Here is a 16,826-nt window from a genome sequence, read left to right as displayed (position 1 = left end):
GCCATGCAGCAGGAAGAAGAGCTCTCCCCTGACGAACTGACCGCGCTGCTCTCCAGCTATATGCCGGAGATCCCGGGCTATCGCGTGCTGCGCCGCATCGGCAAGGGCGGCATGTCCCAGGTCTACCTGGGCGTCCAGGAGTCCCTCGACCGCCAGGTGGCGATCAAGGTGATGTCGCCCGCTGCCCTGACCGACGAAATCTCCAAGCAGCGCTTCGAGCACGAGGCGCGAACCATCGCCAAGCTCGAACATCCCTGCATCGTCGGCATCCACGAGGTCGGACGCACCCGCCAGGGCCTGCTTTATTACGTGCTGCCCTACCTGGCCAAGGGCCACCTGGGCCAGCGCGATTTCACCCAGGACGAAGACCGCGCCGTCGAAGTGCTTCGCTCGCTGCTGTCGGCACTCGAATACGCGCACGCCCGCGGCATCGTGCACCGGGACGTCAAGGCCGAGAACGTGCTGTTCGACAATGCCGACCGGCCGCTGCTCACCGATTTCGGCATCGCGCTCAGCAAGCGCGACTCCACCCGCATCACCACCGCCGGCCTGGCCGTGGGCAGCGGCGGCTACATGGCGCCCGAACAGGCCCGCGGCGAAGTGGTCGACGGCCGCGCCGACCTCTACAGCGTCGGCGTGCTCGCCTTCGAGCTGCTCACCGGCCACCTGCCGTTCCAGGCCGCCGACCCGCTCGCCCTGGCCCTGATGCATGCCCAGGACCCGGTGCCGCGACTGGCGACCGAGAAAAAACACTGGCAGCCGTTCATCGACCGGGCCATGGCCAAGTCCCCGGACAACCGCTACCGCAATGCCCAGCAAATGCTCGGCGCGCTCAACCAGATCGCCGCGGGCAAACGCGCCGAGCCGCTGATCAACCCGGATTTGGTCAGGGGTGTCGCCGAACGCTGGTGGAAGCCGGTACTGACCACGGCGTCGGCCGCGTTGCTGGCGGGCGTGGCGATCCTGTGGCTGCTGGACGGCCGGGAGGAAGCCGAGCCGCCGGCCGGTGACTTCTTCACGGTCGAACAGGCGCCGCCCCAGCCGGCTCCCGCGCCGGCGCCGGCCCAACCCGCCGCGCAGCCTGAGCCGGAAGCACCTGCCCAGGTCGCGACCGATCCCGAGCCGGCGCCCGTGGCACAGGACGTGGTCGTCCCGGCCACGGCTTTCGACCAGGTCCGCGCGGAAGTCAGCACCACCACGCTCGACTACGATCCCACCCGCCCGGCGGCCCGCGAATTGTCCGCCGCCCGCCGCCAGATCGAGCGCCAGCGCCTGAGCCTGCCGCCGGGCGACAACGCCATGGACACGCTGCGCGCCGCCCGCCAGCTGGCGCCGCGCGAGCCGGCCCTGTTCCGGATGGCCGATGAAGTGATCGCCTACTACAGCACCCGGGTGGTCGCCGCCGTCGAGGCCGGCGATGACGGCGCGGCGCGCCAGAACTACGAACGGGCGGGCCCTTTCGCCGCGGAAATGGACCGACTGGAAGGCAAACCCTGGCGCGAGATGCGCGAGGCCCTGCCGCCGCTGCTGCTGGCCCGGCTGGAAAAGGGGCTCGAGGCCATGGACGCCGATAACGTGGGCGCCACCAAGTTGCTGGCCGCCGCGCTGGACGTGCCGCCCGCCAGCCTGGAGCCGGCCTGGTCGAAGGCGGTCGAACTGCCCAAGGCCGGCGACACCCTGCCCGACAGCGCCGTCGCCATGATCCTGGTGCGGCCGCCCCGCGGCGCCCAGGCCGGGCTGGGCGCGATGCGCAACGAAGTCACCCGCGCCGAATACGCCGCCTTCGCCAGCGCCACCAAACGGCCGGCGGCGCGCTGCCGCAACCGCGTGGTGCCGATCAGCCTGAAGAAGCGCAGCTGGGACGACCCGGGCTACAGCCAGTCGGGCAACCATCCGGTGGCCTGCGTGAGTTACGACGATGCCCAGGCGTATGCCCAGTGGCTTGGCCGCCGTAGCGGCCTGTCCTACCGCCTGCCGACGCTGGGTGAGTGGGGCCCGCTGGCCGACTACCGCGGCAGCGGCAATGCCTGTCGGGACGGCCGCGTCGACTGTGGCGCCGAAGGCACCGTCAACGCCGCCCAGGGGCCGCTGAGCCCGCTGGGCCTGGCCGGCCTCCGGGGCAACCTGCGCGAATGGACCAGCAACTGCACCCGCGGCTGCCAGCGGCGCCTGGCCGCCGGCATGGGCTGGCGCGACGCGCCCGACCGCAGCAGCCCGGGCCAGAGCAACGATTTCGACGCCGACACCGGCTTCGACGACATCGGTTTCCGGCTGGTGCGTGAAGTCACGGCGGCGGAGTTGGCCGCGCGCTGATCGGCCACCCGGCGCGTGGCCTACAATCGCGCCATGCGACGACTTCGTGCCTACTTCCTCACCGGCCTGCTGACCCTGCTTCCGATCTGGCTGGTCTGGATCGTCTTCAAGTTCGTGCTGGGCCTGCTCAAGGACATGAGCCAGCCGGTGGTGGCGCCGTTGTCGGCGCAGCTGGCGTCGGCGCATCCGGAATGGCTGGGCTGGGTGGACGACCCCTGGGCCCAGTCGGCGTTCGCGATCGCCGCCACGGTGGTGGTGATCATCGCCGTCGGCGCGCTGGCGCGCCGCGTTGCCGGCCAGCAGATGCTGCGCTGGTTCGAGGGCCTGATCGCGCGGGTACCGCTGGCGAGCACCGTCTACGGCAGCGCGCGCAAGCTGCTCGACCTGCTGCAGACAAAACCCGACGGCACCCAGCGCGTGGTGCTGATCGATTTCCCGCACCGGGACATGAAGTGCGTGGGTTTCGTCACCCGCGTCATCCGCGAAGAAGGCACCGGCCGCGAACTGGCGGCCGTCTACGTGCCCACGACGCCCAACCCGACCTCGGGCTACCTGGAAATCGTTCCCGTCGACAAGCTCACGCCCACCGACTGGAGCGTGGACGAGGCCATGGCCTTCATCATCTCCGGCGGCGCCGTCAGTCCGGAGACGATGCCTTTCGACCGGCCGCCGGCGCCGGCGCGGGACTGACCGCCTCTTCGGGATTGAGCACCTGGCCCGAGGCCTTGGGCCGCACCAGCGGCGTCTGGCGCATGCGCCCGGCAGCGGTATTGGTGTGCATCAGGCCGGCGCCCGCGGCGGCGCTGCCAGCGGCGGTTTCCAGCGCAAAACGCTCTGCGTCCAGGCGCCGGACCTCGTCCATCACCATCACCGCCTCGTCCTCGTCGACACCCAGTTCGCGCAGCGCCGCGCCGCCGAAGATGACCGCCGACTCGAAGGTCTCGCGAACCTGGAAGTCCACGCCGATGCGCACCAGCTCCAGCGAATGTTCGCGGTCGAAGCTGCGCACCAGCACCGCCGCCTGCGGGAACGCCGAACGAACCACTTCGGCGATGCGCGTGGCCGCGCCGCGGTCGTCCACGCATACCGCGATCACGCGTGCCCGTCCGGCGCCGGAGGCATGCAGCACGTCGAGCCGGGTGCCATCCCCGTAATAGACCTTGAAGCCGAAGTCCGCGGCGCTGGTGATCATGCCGATGTCGTTGTCGATGATCGTCACGTCCACGCCGCGGGCCAGCAGGGCCTGGCTCGACACCTGCCCGAAGCGGCCGAAGCCGATCACCAGCACGCTGCCCTGGAGCCCGTTCGCCGCTTCCACGCCCGCCATCGAGGGCGCCTCGGGCTTTGGCAACAGCCGCCGCACCACCAGCACCACCAGCGGCGTGAGCACCATCGAAAGCACGACGATGGCGGTGAGATTGGCGTGGGTCCGGGCATCAAGCAGGCCGACCGCGACCGCCGCCGAATACAGCACGAAGGCGAACTCGCCGCCCTGCGCCATCAGCACGGCGCGGTCGAGCGCGTCGGCGTGCGAGCTGCGCAGGACCCGGGCCACCAGGTAGATGCACAGGCCCTTGGCCAGCATCAGCACCGGCACCGCCGCCGCGATGAAGGCCAGGTTGCCCGCCACCACCGCCAGGTCCAGGGACATGCCCACGGCCAGGAAAAAGAGACCCAGCAAGAGGCCGCGGAAGGGTTCGATGTCGGCTTCAAGCTGGTGGCGGAACGCCGATTCCGACAGCAATACGCCGGCCAGGAAAGCGCCCATCGCCATCGAAAGACCCCCCTGGTCCATCAGCTCCGCCGAACCCAGCACGACCAGCAGCGCCGCGGCCGTCATCACCTCGCGCGCCTTGGCCCGGGCCAGCAGGCGGAACAGCGGGTTCAGGCCCCACAGACCGACCACCACCAGCCCCGCCAGGGCCGCCACGCCCTGCACGATGGCCAGCCAGCGCGAACCGCCGTCTTCGCCGGGCACGACCGGCGCCATGAAGGCCACCAGGGCCAGCAACGGCACGATCAGCAGGTCTTCGAACAGCAGGATCGACACCATGCGCTGCCCGCGCGGCAGGGCGATGTCGCCCCGCTCGCCCAGCAACTGCATGACGATGGCCGTGGAAGTGAGCACGAAACCGGCGGCTCCCAGGAAAGCCACCGGCAGCGCCAGCCCGAAACCCAGCAGGATGCCAGTCATCACCGCCGTCGCCAGCCCGACCTGCAGCGCGCCAAGGCCGAAGATCTGCCCGCGCAGCTGCCAGAGGTGGGATGGGCGCATCTCCAGGCCTATGATGAAAAGGAACATCACGACACCCAGTTCGGCGACATGAAGGATGGCCGCCGGTTCGGTGAACAAGGCCAGGCCGAACGGCCCCACCGCGAGTCCAGCCGCCAGGTAGCCGAGCACCGACCCCAGCCCGAGGCGCCGGAACAGCGGCACGGCCACCACGGCGGCACCCAGCAACGCCACTACCCGGACGAGGTCACCCGCGCCATGTTCAACCGCCATCAGTCCACCCCTTGCCTGGCCCCTGCAGCCCCCCTTTTTACCGGAAGCCCGGTATCGCCTCCATGAGCACGGGCCCTGCGCGCACGTCGAAGCGCCGTCCGGCGACCTGGCTGTTCGCCGCCGCGCTGGCCGGAGCGCTGGCCGTCGCGGCCTACCTGATCAACCCGCTTGGCACCGCCTCGTCCGACTACGGCGCCCGGCTCTGGGGCCGCACGACCCTGGCCATGCCGTCCGGCGCCATGGAGCCCACGCTGGTTGAAGGCTATGAACTGGTGGTGGACACCCGCGCGTTTCGCAGCAGCCCGCCGCAGGCGGACGACCTGCTGGTCTACCAGGGACCCCAGGGCCCGCGCGTGGGGCGCGTGGTCGCCGGGCCCGGGCAGCAGGTGGCGCTCAGGCTGGGCGAGCTATTCGTGGACGGGGAAATGATGCCCGCCCCCGCCGGCGTCGACGTGGAGGTCGGCGCCGGAGCCGGGCGCGACCTTCCGGAAACCCCGGTGCCGCCGGGGCATGTCTTCGTGCTGGTGGACCATCGTGACCTGGGCGGCGACAGCCGGGAATCGGGACCCGTGCCCGCCCGGCAGTGGATCGGCAAGGTGGTCGCGGTACGGCGCTGAACGTGACTTGTGACCGACGCGCGCAGATCCGGCGCGCGCCATGCTTCGGCCAGCGCTGGCAAACCCTTCCCGTCCCCGCCACGAGGGCATCGACGATGCGTACTCCCTTCCTGCTGGCCCTGCTGATGGTGGTTTCCGGCTGCGCCAGCCAATCCGCTCCGCGCGGGACGGCGTTGGACCTGGACGCGCTGACGCGAGACGTCGCCGCTGCCGAAACGGCGTTCGCAAAAAGCATGGCCGACCGCGACATCGAAGCGTTCTCCGGCTTCATCGCCGATGACGCCATCTTCCAGCCGGGTCCCGACAGCCTGCGCGGCAAACCGGCGATCCTGGCGGCCTGGGGCAAGTATTTCGAAGGCGCCCAGGCACCGTTCTCGTGGCGCCCGGAAACCGTGGTCGTACTCGAAGGGGGCCAGCTGGCCCAGACCAAGGGCCCCGTCTTCGACCCCGCGGGCACGCCCATCCTGGAATTCCGCTCCACCTGGCGCCGTGATCCCGACGGCCGGTGGAAAGTGGTCTTCGACGACGGCACCTGCCTCTGCGGCCGGGACACGCCGCCGGGAAACTGATTGGCCCCGCGCTTCAGTCCAGCCGCGGCCAGGCCGATGCGTCCAGGGTTTCGCGGTAGCCGTGCCAGGTGGCGTAGGCCAGCCAGGGCATCACCAGCACCAGGCCCACGAAGCCCGTGAGGAAACCCAGCGCGGTCAGCAGCACGATCCAGCCCGCCCACTGCAGGGCGACCAGCTTGTTGCGCAGCACGGCGTTCACGCTGGAAACGCCGGCAGTGACCATGTCCACGTCGCGGTCGGCGATCATCGGCAGCGAAAACGCGGCGATCGCGAAAGTCAGGGCCGCGAACACCGAACCGGCCGCCGAACCGATCAGCAGGAATTCCGCCCAGGTGGCGAAATCGCCACGTTCGATCGGCACCAGCGCGTTGACCATCATGCCCGCGCGCGACCACAGCATCAGCACGATGCCCTGGGCCAGGGCGAACACCCCCGCCTGACCCACCACCCGACGGGCCAGCACGAAGGAATCGTTCAGGCGCGGCTGGCGCCCGGCCTCCAGTTCCCTGCTCACGCAATACAGCCCGACCCCCAGCAGCGGCGCCACGAACACGAATCCCGAGACCAGCGCCGCCAGCAGCGCAAACCGCCCCAGGCTCCAGGCCAGGGCTGAAATGAGCAGGCTCACCACCAGCACCACGCCACCAAACAGAAGGCTCAGCCCGGGCGCGCGCCGGTAGTCGCGCCAGCCCGCGCGCAGCCAGCGCAGCGGCGCGCGCTGGTCGAGCCGGACGCAGGGCACCGCGAAGGGCCGCGCGCCGGATTCGGGAGCCTGGCCGGGATCGGTGGTGGCCACGCCGGCTTCAGACCTCGCGCTGCATGCCCACGCGCGAAAGGCTGACCTCGGCGCCGAGCTTCTTGTCCAGCGCCTTGGCCAGGGCTTCGCGCGCATCGTCCTCGCCGTGCACCAGCACGACCGGCGGCCGGCCTTCGATGGCCCCGTACCAGTCCATCAGCCCGGACTGGCCGGCGTGCGCCGACAGGCCGCCGACGGTATGGCGAACGGCGTTGACGCGGATCTCCTCGCCGAAGATGCGCACGGTTTCGGCACCATCGACCAGCCGCCGGCCGAGCGTGCCGCGCGCCTGGTAACCGACGAACATCACGTGCGACTGCTTGCGCCCGAGGTTCTGGCGAAGGTGGTGGCGCACGCGGCCGCCGTTGCACATGCCGGAGCCGGCAATGATGATCGCGCCGCCCTTGATGTTGTTGATGGCCTGCGACTGCGCGACTTCGGGCGTGAGCTGCAGGTTGGGCAGCTTGAACGGATGCGGCCGGCCGTTCCAGACGGCCTGGGCATCGGCGTCGAACAGGCGTTCATGGCGGCCATAAACCTCGAGCACGCGCATGGCCATGGGGCTGTCGAGGAATATCTTCCAGCGCGACATGTTCCACTCGTCCCACTGGCGCGCGAACCAGTACAACAGCTCCTGGCTGCGGCCGACGGCGAAGGCCGGGATGATGATGTTGCCCTGGTCGGCCCAGGCGTGTTCGAGCACGTCGCGGATTTCGTCGAGGGTGGACTGGCGCTCGCGGTGTTCGCGGCCACCGTAGGTGGACTCGAGCAGCACGAGGTCGGCCCGGGGCACGGGCACGGGGTCGCGCAGGATGGGCGTGCCACGCGGGCCGATGTCGCCGGAAAACGCCAGCACGCGCCGGCCTGCGGATTCATCGGCGGCGAGTTCGACCGAGGCCGAACCCAGGATGTGGCCGGCGTCGCGCAGGGTGAGGGTGACGCCGCCGAGGATTTCGCGGGGCGTTTCGTAGTCGATGCCACGCACCTGCCTGAGCACGGCGGCGACGTCGGCCTTGGTGAAAAGGGGCTTGTGGTTGGTCTTGCCGTCGCGGCGATACTTGTTGTCGCGGTCGGCGTCCATCTGGGCCAGGTTCGCCGAATCCTCGAGCATGACCTTGAGCAGGTCGGCGGTGGCGTGTTCGGTCCAGATGGGCCCGCGATAGCCGCGCTTGACCAGTACCGGCAACCTGCCGCTGTGGTCGATGTGGGCGTGGCTGAGCACGACGGCGTCGATGTCGCCGACATCGAAGGGGAACGGGTCCTCGTTGCGACGTTCGTCCTCGTCGCTGCCCTGGATCATGCCGCAATCAAGCAGCAGCCTGTGGCCGTTGGCCTCGACCTCATGGCAGGAACCGGTGACTTCACCGGCGGCACCGTGGAAACGAACCAGCATCTCAGGCTCCCTTCGCCGACTGCCGCCACTGTAAACCAATCCCCGCCCCCCCTTGTAGGAGGGACGTCAGTCCCGGGCTCCAGGCCTTGGCCTTGACCTTCGGCCAAGTGTCGTTTCCGTTCTTTTCGCGGATGGAGGCAGCGTGCAGTCGCCCTGGCCGACACGCCGCAAGTACGTCCATGTAGGCTCCTCGTCGACATCCATGTCTCCGAGGGTCGGCCAGGGCGACTGCACGCTACCTCCCGGAATGAACGTCGAGGCCGCCAGGAGATCAAGAGCGCAGCGCGCGCTCGCGCCACAAGCTCAGGCCATCGCCCCGAGTTGCAGAGAAGCCGCTTTCCGATCGGCCACGACGTGGCGTTGGGGAGGTGTCGCGCCTTCGCTCCGGCCGACCCTCGGAGACATGGATGTCGACGAGGAGCCCCCATGGATGGGTTCACGGCGTGTCGGTCGGGGCGAAGGCGCGGCGCCTCCAGCCGCGACACCATCAGGGCTGGCACTTGGCCGAAGGCCAAGGCCTGGAGCCCGGGACCGAAGTCCCTCCCACGGGAGGAAGGTTTTCGCGAAAAAAAGAAAACGGCGCGGAGTGCGCGCCGTTTCCGGGGTGGATCGTTCCGGGACCGAAGCCCCTGCGATCACAGCGGGCCTCAGCGGGCGCCCATTTCCTTGAGCAGGTGCGGGGCCGGGTAGACCTTGTCCATGATCCAGACCATGTAGCGGTGGTCCACCGAGATCATGCGGGTCATCGACGGATCGAACACCCAGTTCGAGCTCACCGACTCCCAGTTGCCGTCGAAGGCCAGGCCCACCAGCTCGCCCTTGCCGTTGAGCACCGGCGAGCCCGAATTGCCGCCCGTGATGTCCAGGTCCGACAGGAAGTTCACCGGCACCGCCGCCTTTTCTTCCTCGCTCATCGCCGCGATGGCGTCGAGCTGGGCCTTGGGCGCGTCGAAGGGTTCCTCGTTCGTCGCCTTCGCCACCAGCCCGTCGAGCGAGGTGAACGGCGTGTAGTACACGCCATCCTTCGGCGAATAACCCATCACGTTGCCGTAGGTGATGCGCAGGCTCAGGTTCGCGTCCGGGTACACCCCCTCGCCCTGCTCGCGCTTGTAGCCCTGCACCGCCGCCAGGTACACCGGGCGGTAGCGGTTCTGGTCGCCCGAACGCGCGTCGTTGCGGTCTTCCACCGCCTTCATCGTCGGGTACAGCGCCACCGCCAGGTCCAGCAGCGGGTCGTCCATGGCTTCGATCGTCGCCTGGTCGGCCTTGAGCAGGGCCAGGCGGGCGTCGGTGTCGGCCAGCGTGGTGCCCGCGTAGGTGCGATCGAGCGCGCGCTCGATCGCCGCCTGGTCGTTGCCGCCCAGCCAGGCATCGATCGCCTCGACGCGCTGGTCGGCCGGCAGCTGGATGTACTCAGCCAACCAGTAGGCCATCAGCTGCTTTTCCATTTCCGGGTGGTAGCGGCGATCGAGCTGGCGCACCGCGCCTTCAATGCGCGGCAGGTCGCGCTGCTGGTAACCCACCGTGCGCTCGGCGTCCGGCTTGGCCGATTCGATGGCCAGGCGGTGCAGCATGCGCAGGTTGCCCAGCAGGCCACCACCGGCGATCTGGCCGACGATCAGGTCACGTTCGCGGGTGGCGCGGGCCTCGGCGGCCAGTTCCACCAGGCGGGCGTGTGCCTGCAGGCCGGCCTTGCCGTCGTCGCCCTGCTTGCGCAGCCAGGCCAGCACGGCATCTTCCTCGGCGCGCTTGGTGGCCGAGGCACCGATGCGTTCGAAACCTTCCAGCTGGCCAGACCAGTTCTTCATCGCGTTCTGGTAACCGCGGATCTGGCTGGCGTACTTGACCTCGATGTCGGCGTCGTCGTTGCCGGCCGCTTCGATGATGCCCACCAGGTTGCGCAGGTGCTGGCCGACCTTCGGGTACTGCCAGCTGGCCACGGCCTGGAATTCGTCGTACAGCGCGTAGCGGCTGGTGCTGCCCGGGTAACCGGCGACCATCACGAAGTCGCCCTTCTCAAGACCCTTCCCGGCCAGCTTCAGGTGCTGGTTCGGCTGGTAGGGAACGTTGTCTTCGGAATATGCGGCCGGCTTGCCGTCCTTGCCGACGTAGGCGCGATAGAAGGCAAAGTCGCCGGTGTGGCGCGGCCACATCCAGTTGTCCACTTCGCCGCCGTAGTTGCCGATGCTGCCCGGGGGCGCGTACACCAGGCGCACGTCCTTGATCTCGACCTGGCGGAACAGCCGGTAGGTCTGGCCACTGAAGAAGCTGTAGAGCGTGCAGCGATAACCTTCGCCCTGCTCGCATTCGGCGATCAGCTGCTTCTGGACGTCCTCGAGCGCCTTGTTGCGCTCGATGCCGCCCAGCTCACCCGCGGCTGCCTGCACCTTGTCGGTGACGTCGGTGATGCGGTCCATCACGTAGACGCGGGCGTTGGGCCCTGCAGACAGCTCCTCGCCGCGGGTGGCGGCGTTGAAGCCGACTTCCATCAGGTTGCGTTCGGCAGTGGAGTTGAGCTGGATCGCGCCGTAGGCACAGTGGTGGTTGGTGACCACCAGGCCTTCGGGCGACACGAACGAGGCCGTGCAGCCGCCCAGCGCGACCACGGCGCCCATCGGGTCGCCAGTGAGATTGGCCAGTTGTTCGGGCGCCAGTTCAAGACCGGCCTGTTTCAGCGGGCCGGCGATTTCCGGCAGCTGCTGGGGCACCCACATGCCTTCGCGGGCGTGGGCGGAAAAAGAGAGCGCCAGGGCGGCGGCCAGGATCGTCACTCGCATGCGTTTGACCTCAGTGGGGCGAAACCCCAAGCCTAGCAGCGGCGGCGCTTGCCGACAGCCAGCAGCGGCGTAGACTTTCGGCAGGGGACACGGGAGGGCTGGATATGCGTATGCGCACCTGGTTGCTGGCCTTCGGGCTGTGCGGCATGGCCATGGCTCTGCCGGTGCGCGCGCAAGCACCCGACGACGCCCTGGCCAATCTTTGGACCACCCTGTGCCTGGGCGCCGCCCCCGGCAGCGAGCTGGCGCAGCGCTGCACCGAGATCGCCAACGGCGGGCCCGGCAGTCGCGACAGTTCGGCGGCGGGCAATTTCCTGGGCGAAATCCCCGGCCAGGGCCGGGCCGCCACCCGCGACGGTTCCCCCGACCAGGATCAACTGCGTACCGAGCTGGGCGCCGGCTGGTCGGCTTTCGCCAGCGCCGATGCCGGACGGCTCAAGCGCCGCGGTGGCATCAACGAAGCCCCTTTCGACGGCGACACCTGGTCGCTCGGCGCCGGGCTGGACTGGGCACCACGCGCGGACTGGCGGTTTGGCCTGCTGCTCAACCACTCCCGCGAAGACCTGGATTTCCTGGGCTCCGGCGGGCGCACCCGCACCCGCTACACCGGTGCGATGCTGCTGGGAGGCTGGACCGCCAGCGACAGCCTGGCCATCGATGCCTATGCCGGCCGTCTTGACGGCGACTACGACCTGCGCCGGTCCATCGACTACACCCTGCTCAGCGGTGTTTCAGTGCAGGCGCTTGCCACCGCCGATGCGTCGGCCTCGCGCACGCTGGCCGGCCTGGGCGCCACCTGGAGCCATGCCCGGCAGGCCTGGGAATGGCAGCTGTCGGGCGGCCTCGACTGGCAACGAACGCGCATCGACGCCTACACCGAATCCGGCGGTGCCGGCCTGGCACTGGCCGTCCCCGGACGTACGATCAACAGCCGGCGGGGGCGCCTGGACGTCGGGCTGGCACGGACGGTGTCGGCTGCCTGGGGCATCTGGCAACCGCAGGCACGGCTGGGCTGGCGCCACGAGTTCGCAAATGGTGCCCGGCCGCTGGCGGTCAGCTTCGCCGCCGACGCCAATGGCACGCCGGTGGTCTTCGACACCGATGACGCCGACAGCAACTGGGGCGAAGCCGGCCTGGGCGCCGTGTTCGTGTTCACCGGCGGGCATTCGGCCTTCATCGAGTGGCGCACGCGCTTCGGCCACGCCTTCCTGGACGAACAGCTGCTGGCCCTGGGCTGGCGGATCGAACTGCCCTGAACACCGGCTGTAGGCCTTGCCGGCCGGTTAACGCCGGCGGCGTATAATTGCGGGCTTCACGGCCCCGCACGGGCCCCACGGACCGACGGACCGAACACACCATGGCACAGCAGATGATGAAGGCGCTGGTAAAGCGCCACCCCGAAAAAGGCATGTGGATGGAACAGGTCCCCGTGCCCTCGCCCGGCCCCAACGAAGTCCTGGTGAAGCTGGAAAAGACCGCCATCTGCGGCACCGACCTGCACATCTACAAGTGGGACGAGTGGAGCCAGCGCACGATCAAGCCCGGGCTGGTCATCGGGCACGAGTTCGTCGGCCGCATCGTCGAGATGGGCCCGGGCGTCACCGGTTACGCGCTCGGCGACCGCGTCTCGGCCGAGGGCCACATCGTCTGCGGCCACTGCCGCAACTGCCGCGCAGGCCGCCAGCACCTTTGCCCGAACACCACCGGCATCGGCGTGAACCGCAACGGCGCTTTCGCCGAATACATCGTCATGCCTTCGTCCAACCTCTGGCCGATCCCGGACAGCATCCCGTCGGAGCTGGCGGCGTTCTTCGACCCTTACGGCAACGCCGCGCACTGCGCGCTGGAGTTCGACGTGGTCGGCGAGGACGTGCTGATCACCGGCGCGGGCCCGATCGGCATCATCGCCGCGGGCATCTGCAAACACATCGGCGCGCGCAACGTGGTGGTCACCGACGTCAACGACTACCGCCTCAAGCTCGCCGCCGACATGGGCGCCACCCGCGTGGTCAACGTCTCCAAGCAGTCGCTCAAGGACGTCATGAAGGACCTGCACATGGAGGGCTTCGACGTGGCGCTGGAGATGAGCGGCAACCCGCACGCCTTCAACGACATGCTCGACTGCATGTACAACGGCGGCAAGGTCGCCCTGCTCGGCATCCTTCCCAACGGCGCCGGCATCAACTGGGACAAGGTCATCTTCAAGGGCCTGGTGCTGCACGGCATCTACGGCCGGAAGATGTACGAGACCTGGTACAAGATGACCCAACTGATCCAGTCGGGTTTCCCCCTGGGCAAGGTGCTGACGCACCAGATCCACATCGACGATTTCCAGAAGGGCTTCGAACTGATGGAAAGCGGACAGTGCGGCAAGGTCGTCTGCAGCTGGGGCTGAAGCCATCGCGACGCAAACGAAAAAGGGCGCCCCGGGGGCGCCCTTTTTCTTGCCGGAAGCGGGCTCAGCCGCCGATCGACAGGGTCAGCATGAAGCGGTTGTCGGCAGCCTCGCCGAAGTTGTCGTCGCCCGATCCGTCGGTGCCGTAATAACCGACGGCCAGGTTGACCGGACCGAAGTCGCGGTTCACGCCGACCGAGAAATCACTGTAGTCGTCGATGCCGGTGCTGTTGCCGAAGGTGCTGCGGCCGAAGGTGATGTCCAGGCCCCAGTCATAGCCGAGCTCGAAACTGCCGCCCAGGGCGTAGTAGAAACCATCGTCGTCTAGCGCGTAGACGTCATTGGTGTAGCCCAGGGTGAACGACCAGGTCTCGTCCAGGGCCAGGACACCGATCAGTTCGTTGTAGTCGATGCTGCCGTAGCCGTCCTGCTCGCCGATGTAGTTGTAGCGGTTGAGCATCAGGTCCAGGTTCCAGCGATCGGACAGGTCGACGTTCCAGCCGATGTAGGTGTCGATTTCGATGTCCGGGCCGCCGGTGCCGAAATCCACGTTCGAACCCCAGACACCGACGTAGATGCCGTTGTCGAAGGCCAGGTCGGCGCCCAGCTGCAGCGAGGCCTCGTCGTCGGTCTGGGAGACGCCGCGGAACATGTAGTCGGTGGCGAGGGCGGCATTCCAGCTGAACATGGAGGCTTCGTCGGCGGCCTCTTCGGCGTCCTGGGCGGTGGCGGCCAGCGGCAGGGCGAACAGCGCGGCAGCCAGGGCGAAAGGCAGCAGTTTCCGGGTCTTCATCGGGGCAGTTCCTGGGAGGGAGGGGCAAATTTCACGAAATCATAATCCATGCTGCAGCGCAACAAGCGGGTCTTGGCATAATGCCGCCCCACCGCCCGTCCACGAGCCTGCCCATGCCCTCCCCCGACCTCGCCCGCTACGCCTCTGAACTGACCGCCATCCGCGACCAGGGGCTGTTCAAGTCCGAGCGGGTGATCACCGGCCCGCAGTCGGCACGGATCACCCTGGCCGACGGCTCGAACGTGCTCAATTTCTGCGCCAACAACTACCTGGGCCTGGCCGACAACCCCGAGGTCATCCAGGCAGCCAAGGACGCGCTCGACAGCCACGGCTTCGGCATGGCCTCGGTGCGCTTCATCTGCGGCACCCAGGACCTGCACAAGGAACTGGAGGCAAAGATCGCCGCCTTCTTCGGCAAGCAGGACAGCATCCTCTATGCCGCCTGCTTCGACGCCAACGGCGGCCTGTTCGAGCCGCTGCTGGGCGAAGAGGATGCGATCATTTCCGACGCGCTCAACCACGCCTCGATCATCGACGGCGTGCGCCTGTGCAAGGCCAAACGCTACCGCTACGCCAACTGCGACATGGCCGACCTGGAAAAGCAGCTGCAGCAGGCGAAGGCCGACGGCGCGCGCACGATCATGATCACCACCGACGGCGTGTTCTCGATGGACGGCTTCATCGCGCCGCTGGACCAGATCACCGCCCTGGCGGAAAAGTACGGCGCCCTGGTGCATATCGACGAATGCCACGCCACCGGTTTCCTGGGCGACGGCGGCCGCGGCAGCGCCGAGGTCAAGGGCGTGCTGGAGAAGATCGACATCATCACCGGCACCCTGGGCAAGGCCTTGGGCGGTGCGCTGGGCGGCTTCACCACCGGCCGCGCCGAGGTGGTCGAGATGCTGCGCCAGCGCTCGCGCCCCTACCTGTTCTCGAATTCGCTGCCGCCGCACGTGGTGGCCGCGGGCACGAAGGTATTCGACATGCTGGCCGCGGCGGGCGAACTGCGCGAGCAGCTCAAGGCCAACACGGCTTACTTCCGCGAGCAGATGACCGCCGCCGGCTTCGACCTCAAGCCCGGCGAACACCCGATCGTGCCGGTGATGCTCTACGACGCACCGCTGGCGCAGAAGTTCGCCGCCCGCCTGCTCGAGGAAGGCATCTACGTGATCGGCTTCTTCTTCCCGGTCGTGCCCAAGGGCCAGGCGCGCATCCGCACGCAGATGAGCGCCGCGCACACCCGCGAGCACCTCGACCAGGCCATCGCGGCCTTCACCAAGGTCGGCCGCGAACTGGGCGTGATCAAGGACTGATCGCGGGATCCTGGCCGGGGCGCACCCGCGCCAGGCTGAGCGCATCGACGTAGGCGCCATCGCGGAAGGCAAAGTCGCGGTGGCGCCCTTCTTCGACGAAACCATGGCGCGCATACAGCGCGATGCCCTGGCGGTTGTCGGCGTAGACCTGCAGTTCCAGCCGGCGCAGCTGCAGCCAGCGGTCGGCCAGGTCGATGGCGGCGGCCAGCAGCGCGGTGCCGACGCCGCGTCCCTGCCAGTCGTCGCGCACGCCCATGCCCAGGTCGCCCACGTGCCGGCGACGCGGATTGGTCGACCCGTACAGTCCCAGCTGGCCCACCACCTCGCCGTCCGCGCAGGCCAGCAGCAGGTGGGCGTTGGGGTCCACCGCCTGCAGCCGCTGCCGCCACAGGTCGAGCGACGGGAACGGCAGCTGCAGGGTGCCCGCCTGCGCCTTGGGTGCGGCGTATATGGCCTGCACGGCGGCGAAGTCGCCGGGTTCGGCGCGGCGGATGGTGATCGTGGCGGACATGCTCAGCTCCGGCCCGGTGGGGCCAGGGACGATATTTCCGCATCCGACAGCCGGCGCCAAGCCCCTTTGGCCAGGTCGCCCAGCGCCAGGCCGCCGATGGCCACGCGCACGAGACGGCGGGTTTCCAAGCCTTGCGACGCCAGCAGGCGACGGATCTGGCGGTTGCGCCCTTCGTCGAGCCTGATCTCCAGCCAGGCCGTGCGGCCGCCGCTGCGCAGCAAGCTGGCGGAACGCGCCGCCAGCCATTCGCCCTCGCAGTCGGTGCCGGCGACCAGGCGACCCAGCAGGGCTTCGTCCGGCACGGCATCCACCTGCACGTGATAGGTCTTGTCGGGCCCGGTAGCCGGGTCGGTGATGGTGGCGGCCCACGCCGGGTCGTTGGCCATCAGCAACAGGCCTTCGCTGGCCTGGTCCAGGCGCCCCACCGGTGCCAGCCAGGGCAGGCCACTGCCTTCAAGGCAGCGGTACACGGTGTCGCGGCCGCGTTCGTCGCTGGCCGTGGTGACCAGGCCACGCGGTTTGTTGAGTGCAACCACGACCCGCCCCGCGGCCTCGAGCGGCGCGCCGTCCAGTGCAAGCGCGTCGCGCCCCTGCACGACCGGAAACTCCGGATCACGGACCAGGCGCCCGTTCACCGCCACGCGCCCGGCGACGACCCAACGCGCGGCTTCGGTGCGCGAACACAGGCCCAGCTTGGACAGCACCCGCGCCACGCCATGGCGTGGCGCGGTGGATCGGGCCTTGTTGGTGGGTCCGGGCATGCACGAAGCATGGCGCAGGGGATTGCCGGTGCGCCAGCCCGACGCACCGGTTCACCGGCCCATCACCGCGTGAAGATGACCA

The 16,826-nt window shown here is 68.9% G+C and carries 14 protein-coding genes; 7 read left to right on the top strand and 7 right to left on the bottom strand.

Annotated elements, in window-relative coordinates; genetic code table 11:
- Positions 1–3 precede the first annotated feature (3 nt).
- Together ACYVJH_RS01055 and ACYVJH_RS01050 are read left to right on the top strand one after the other, a co-directional pair.
- Positions 4–2,313, top strand: coding sequence for a bifunctional serine/threonine-protein kinase/formylglycine-generating enzyme family protein (locus ACYVJH_RS01055; RefSeq protein WP_460452814.1), 2,310 nt, complete (start codon positions 4–6; stop codon positions 2,311–2,313).
- A 33-nt stretch (positions 2,314–2,346) separates the two neighbouring features.
- Positions 2,347–3,003 (top strand): DUF502 domain-containing protein, encoded by a 657-nt coding sequence (locus tag ACYVJH_RS01050; protein ID WP_460452813.1) that lies wholly within the window; start codon positions 2,347–2,349, stop codon positions 3,001–3,003.
- On the opposite strand, the gene ACYVJH_RS01045 is transcribed toward ACYVJH_RS01050, so the two are convergent.
- Positions 2,951–4,819 (bottom strand): monovalent cation:proton antiporter-2 (CPA2) family protein, encoded by a 1,869-nt coding sequence (locus ACYVJH_RS01045; RefSeq protein ID WP_460452812.1) that lies wholly within the window; start codon positions 4,817–4,819, stop codon positions 2,951–2,953. The genes ACYVJH_RS01050 and ACYVJH_RS01045 overlap by 53 nt on opposite strands.
- A gap of 62 nt (positions 4,820–4,881) precedes the next feature.
- On the opposite strand from ACYVJH_RS01045, the gene lepB reads away from it, so the two are divergent.
- Together lepB and ACYVJH_RS01035 are read left to right on the top strand one after the other, a co-directional pair.
- Entirely contained in the window at positions 4,882–5,436 is a 555-nt protein-coding gene (gene lepB, locus ACYVJH_RS01040; protein ID WP_460452811.1) for a signal peptidase I, read from the top strand.
- A gap of 95 nt (positions 5,437–5,531) precedes the next feature.
- Entirely contained in the window at positions 5,532–6,005 is a 474-nt protein-coding gene (locus tag ACYVJH_RS01035; RefSeq protein ID WP_460452810.1) for a YybH family protein, read from the top strand.
- Between the two features lie 13 nt (positions 6,006–6,018).
- On the opposite strand, the gene ACYVJH_RS01030 is transcribed toward ACYVJH_RS01035, so the two are convergent.
- The 3 genes from ACYVJH_RS01030 to ACYVJH_RS01020 form a co-directional block, all read right to left on the bottom strand.
- A complete protein-coding gene (locus ACYVJH_RS01030; RefSeq protein ID WP_460452809.1) occupies positions 6,019–6,801 on the bottom strand; it encodes a DUF2189 domain-containing protein in 783 nt (260 codons plus the stop codon).
- 7 nt (positions 6,802–6,808) lie between these two features.
- Entirely contained in the window at positions 6,809–8,194 is a 1,386-nt protein-coding gene (locus ACYVJH_RS01025; RefSeq protein ID WP_460452808.1) for an MBL fold metallo-hydrolase RNA specificity domain-containing protein, read from the bottom strand.
- A 647-nt stretch (positions 8,195–8,841) separates the two neighbouring features.
- Positions 8,842–10,971: a S46 family peptidase gene (locus ACYVJH_RS01020; RefSeq protein ID WP_460452807.1), complete on the bottom strand. Its 2,130-nt coding sequence runs from the start codon at positions 10,969–10,971 to the stop codon at positions 8,842–8,844.
- A 110-nt stretch (positions 10,972–11,081) separates the two neighbouring features.
- Here ACYVJH_RS01020 and ACYVJH_RS01015 point away from each other — a divergent pair, with 110 nt between their 5' ends.
- Positions 11,082–12,227: an autotransporter outer membrane beta-barrel domain-containing protein gene (locus ACYVJH_RS01015; RefSeq protein ID WP_460452806.1), complete on the top strand. Its 1,146-nt coding sequence runs from the start codon at positions 11,082–11,084 to the stop codon at positions 12,225–12,227.
- A gap of 101 nt (positions 12,228–12,328) precedes the next feature.
- Positions 12,329–13,366 (top strand): L-threonine 3-dehydrogenase, encoded by a 1,038-nt coding sequence (tdh, locus tag ACYVJH_RS01010; RefSeq protein WP_460452805.1) that lies wholly within the window; start codon positions 12,329–12,331, stop codon positions 13,364–13,366.
- Between the two features lie 64 nt (positions 13,367–13,430).
- Here tdh and ACYVJH_RS01005 read toward each other — a convergent pair whose 3' ends face one another.
- Positions 13,431–14,159 carry a TorF family putative porin gene (locus tag ACYVJH_RS01005; protein ID WP_460452804.1) on the bottom strand — a complete coding sequence of 243 codons (729 nt, stop codon included), beginning with the start codon at positions 14,157–14,159 and terminating at the stop codon, positions 13,431–13,433.
- Between the two features lie 113 nt (positions 14,160–14,272).
- Here ACYVJH_RS01005 and kbl point away from each other — a divergent pair, with 113 nt between their 5' ends.
- Positions 14,273–15,472 carry a glycine C-acetyltransferase gene (kbl, locus tag ACYVJH_RS01000; protein WP_460452803.1) on the top strand — a complete coding sequence of 400 codons (1,200 nt, stop codon included), beginning with the start codon at positions 14,273–14,275 and terminating at the stop codon, positions 15,470–15,472.
- Here kbl and ACYVJH_RS00995 read toward each other — a convergent pair.
- Positions 15,462–15,983, bottom strand: coding sequence for a GNAT family N-acetyltransferase (locus ACYVJH_RS00995; RefSeq protein WP_460452802.1), 522 nt, complete (start codon positions 15,981–15,983; stop codon positions 15,462–15,464). The two genes, kbl and ACYVJH_RS00995, sit on opposite strands and share 11 nt — an antisense overlap.
- Before the next feature lie 2 nt (positions 15,984–15,985).
- A complete protein-coding gene (locus ACYVJH_RS00990; protein ID WP_460452801.1) occupies positions 15,986–16,744 on the bottom strand; it encodes a pseudouridine synthase in 759 nt (252 codons plus the stop codon).
- Positions 16,745–16,826 lie beyond the last annotated feature (82 nt).

It is taken from the genome of Arenimonas aestuarii, from assembly GCF_054781715.1.
This window is presented reverse-complemented; position numbering and strand designations above follow the sequence as displayed.

Bases quoted from the DNA above. Each gene is read 5' to 3' on its own strand.
- lepB (WP_460452811.1), top strand. From the start codon at position 4,882: ATGAGCACGGGCCCTGCGCGCACGTCGAAGCGCCGTCCGGCGACCTGG.
- ACYVJH_RS01045 (WP_460452812.1), bottom strand. From the start codon at position 4,819: ATGGCGGTTGAACATGGCGCGGGTGACCTCGTCCGGGTAGTGGCGTTG.
- ACYVJH_RS01055 (WP_460452814.1), top strand. From the start codon at position 4: ATGCAGCAGGAAGAAGAGCTCTCCCCTGACGAACTGACCGCGCTGCTC.
- ACYVJH_RS01035 (WP_460452810.1), top strand. From the start codon at position 5,532: ATGCGTACTCCCTTCCTGCTGGCCCTGCTGATGGTGGTTTCCGGCTGC.
- kbl (WP_460452803.1), top strand. From the start codon at position 14,273: ATGCCCTCCCCCGACCTCGCCCGCTACGCCTCTGAACTGACCGCCATC.
- ACYVJH_RS00995 (WP_460452802.1), bottom strand. From the start codon at position 15,983: ATGTCCGCCACGATCACCATCCGCCGCGCCGAACCCGGCGACTTCGCC.
- tdh (WP_460452805.1), top strand. From the start codon at position 12,329: ATGGCACAGCAGATGATGAAGGCGCTGGTAAAGCGCCACCCCGAAAAA.
- ACYVJH_RS00990 (WP_460452801.1), bottom strand. From the start codon at position 16,744: ATGCCCGGACCCACCAACAAGGCCCGATCCACCGCGCCACGCCATGGC.
- ACYVJH_RS01005 (WP_460452804.1), bottom strand. From the start codon at position 14,159: ATGAAGACCCGGAAACTGCTGCCTTTCGCCCTGGCTGCCGCGCTGTTC.
- ACYVJH_RS01015 (WP_460452806.1), top strand. From the start codon at position 11,082: ATGCGCACCTGGTTGCTGGCCTTCGGGCTGTGCGGCATGGCCATGGCT.
- ACYVJH_RS01050 (WP_460452813.1), top strand. From the start codon at position 2,347: ATGCGACGACTTCGTGCCTACTTCCTCACCGGCCTGCTGACCCTGCTT.
- ACYVJH_RS01020 (WP_460452807.1), bottom strand. From the start codon at position 10,971: ATGCGAGTGACGATCCTGGCCGCCGCCCTGGCGCTCTCTTTTTCCGCC.
- ACYVJH_RS01025 (WP_460452808.1), bottom strand. From the start codon at position 8,194: ATGCTGGTTCGTTTCCACGGTGCCGCCGGTGAAGTCACCGGTTCCTGC.